The organism is Tabrizicola sp. (assembly GCF_051645465.1).
Taxonomy (GTDB): Bacteria; Pseudomonadota; Alphaproteobacteria; order Rhodobacterales; family Rhodobacteraceae; genus Tabrizicola.
In genome coordinates this window covers 1-2552 of record NZ_JBOFBI010000134.1, presented here as the reverse complement: position 1 = coordinate 2552, position 2552 = coordinate 1, and the positions used below count along the sequence as shown (strand labels likewise).

Annotated in this window: 3 protein-coding genes; 1 reads left to right on the top strand and 2 read right to left on the bottom strand. The window is 65.0% G+C overall.

Translation table 11 applies throughout. The features are described from left to right. Positions 1–937, bottom strand: a 937-nt coding sequence (hemH, locus tag ACRCSW_RS08330) for a ferrochelatase (protein ID WP_438704157.1), incomplete at its 3' end; no start/stop codon positions are given. A gap of 55 nt (positions 938–992) precedes the next feature. Continuing rightward, the gene (locus ACRCSW_RS08325; RefSeq protein ID WP_438704155.1) at positions 993–1832 is read right to left on the bottom strand and encodes a methyltransferase domain-containing protein; all 840 of its coding nucleotides are present in this window, start codon (positions 1830–1832) and stop codon (positions 993–995) included. Positions 1833–1855: 23 nt separating this feature from the next. On the opposite strand from ACRCSW_RS08325, the gene ACRCSW_RS08320 reads away from it, so the two are divergent. Next, positions 1856–2552 (top strand): double zinc ribbon domain-containing protein (locus ACRCSW_RS08320; protein ID WP_438704154.1); only part of this gene is annotated, 697 nt, incomplete at its 3' end.

The window sequence follows — 2552 nt, the reverse complement described above, 5'->3', positions numbered from 1 at the left end:
CGGAAAAGGCGGGGGCGATCACCGCGATGCGTTTCTTGCCTTGTTTCGCCAGCTCGGCCACATGCTCCACTGTATAGGGTTTCAACCATTCTTCCGGCCCGAAGACCGACTGGAACGTGGTATCGATCCGGTCTTTTCCCCATCCCAGCCGCTCCCTTAGCAGCCGCGACGTCTTCGCGCACTGGCAGTGATAGGGGTCGCCCTGCATCAGATAGCGTTTCGGCATCCCGTGGTAGCTGGCCACCAGAACGTCCGGCACGTGGTCCAGCTTCGCATAGGCCTCGGTGACGGATTGGGCGAGCGCCTCGATGTAGAGCGGATGATCGAAATACTCCGGTGTCGTGCGGATGGCGGGTTGGCGCTGTTCCTTCATCAGTGCCCGGAAGAACTGATCATTGGCCGTCGCCGATGTCGCCCCGGCGTAGTGGGGATACAAAGGGAAGAACAGAATCTTCTCGCACCCCGCCTCGACCATCGCCCGCACCTTGGATTCGGTCGAGGGGTTGCCGTACCGCATGCAGAAATCGACCATCACCGCGCTGCCATGCCGATCGGCGATGGCCGCAGCAATCGCCGCCGTCTGCGCCTTGGTGATCGTCAGCAGCGGGCTTTCGTTCAGATCGTGGTTCCAGATCAGCTTGTAGTTCGCCCCGGATGAAAACGGCCGCTTCGTCAGGATGATCAGCTGCAACAACGGCTGCCATTTCCAGCTGGCGTAATCCACGACCCGCTTGTCCGACAGGAACTCGTTCAGATACCGCCGCATCGACCAGTAGTCGTAATTGTCCGGCGTCCCGAGGTTGGCCAGAAGCACCCCGATCTTCGCACGCCGCACCGGTGGATGATCGGCAGGGGCATGGGCAAGGCGCTCCTGCCCGGGCGATACCAGACCGGCATCGGTTGGCGCCGGATCGCGCCCTCGCTTGGCATCAAGCATCACGTCGGTTCCCGAAACTACTGTCCATCCGGACATATAGGCTTATCGGTCAGGGTCAACCGCCCTCTGGCAAGGGCCTTTCCGGCACCCGCAGCGCATCGGCCAGCCGCGCTTTCGCCGATCCGGGGCGCAGGGGCACCTGCTGGCTTTCGTGCGGAGCCCACCCGGTCAGAAAGATCAGCTCGAACGTCACCGGGATCCGCCCGTCCCGACCGCCGAAACCCGCCGCATAGACGTCGGCCGCCGCCTGCAACAGCCGCCTCGCCGTGAACCGCTTCATCCGGGCGGCAAGGGCATTCGTCTCACCCATCGCGCGCAGGTCTGCCATCAAGGCAGGCATGGACGGGTAGCTCACGGTCTGCAGGAAACCATCCGCCACCGGCAACGCAAACCCGGCCCGCTGCAGCAACCCACCCAGATCACGGATTTCGGCCATCGGCAGAACGCGGGGTGACAGGCCCCCCGTCAGGCCAACCTCCGCCTCGGCAAGACTTGACCGAAGCTCTTGCAGACTGCGCCCACCGGGAAGCACCCCCAGGAACAACCCGTCGGGGGCAAGCGCCCGGCGGCATTGGATCAGCTGACCCAAAGGATCGTTCGCCCAATGCAGCCCCATGGCATGGATCACCAGATCATGCCCACCCGGCTCCAAGTCGAGCGTTTCACCATCCGGAACCAGCCGCGCATCCGCGACAACCTCCCGCCAGATTTCCGGAAAAGCCGTCACAATCGCCGGGCGCGTAAACGATCTGTTAACCTCGACCAGTCTTTCCTGCAGGTCAGACAAGGCCACCCGGTGCAGGAACATCGCCTCGGCATGGCCGGGAAGCCGCCGCGCGCGGGCGCGGTGCCGCGCCAAGGTGGCAGCGTCGACAAGGATGGGGGCCTGGCTCATGCCCGGGACATTAGGAGGACAGGATGGGATTGCAAGCCGCACTCCAGGTAATCTACCCGCCGCAATGCATCAGCTGCGCCGCCCCCGTCACCTCCGACTTCGGCCTCTGCGGCGACTGCTGGCGCGAGACGCCCTTTGTCGCGGGGCTGGTCTGCGACCTCTGCGGCACCCCGCTACCCGGCGACGATCCGGACCACCGGGTGCTCTGCGACGACTGCATGACGATCGCCCGACCTTGGAGCCAAGGCCGCGCCGCGCTGATCTACAAGGACAACGCCCGCAAGATGGTGCTGGCGCTGAAACACGGCGACCGGATGGATCTGGCCCGCCCGGCGGCCAAATGGATGCTGAAGGCCGCACAACCGCTGCTCCGGCCGGACATGCTGGTCGTCCCGGTGCCGCTGCACTGGTTCCGGCTGATCCGTCGGCAGTACAATCAGGCGGCGTTGCTGTCGGTGGCGGTGGCCAGGCTGGCCGGTCTGCCCCATTGCCCCGATGCCCTGATCCGCCACCGCTCCACCGGCAACCAGGATGGCCGCACCCGTGACGGGCGCTTCGCCAATCTGGTCGGCGCCTTTTCGGTCGCCAGACGACATCACAGGCTGATCGACCAGCGCGACATCCTTCTGGTCGATGACGTCATGACCTCCGGCGCCACCTTCGCCGCCGGAACCGAGGCGCTTTTTGCCGCGGGCGCACGATCCGTCTCGGTTCTAAGCT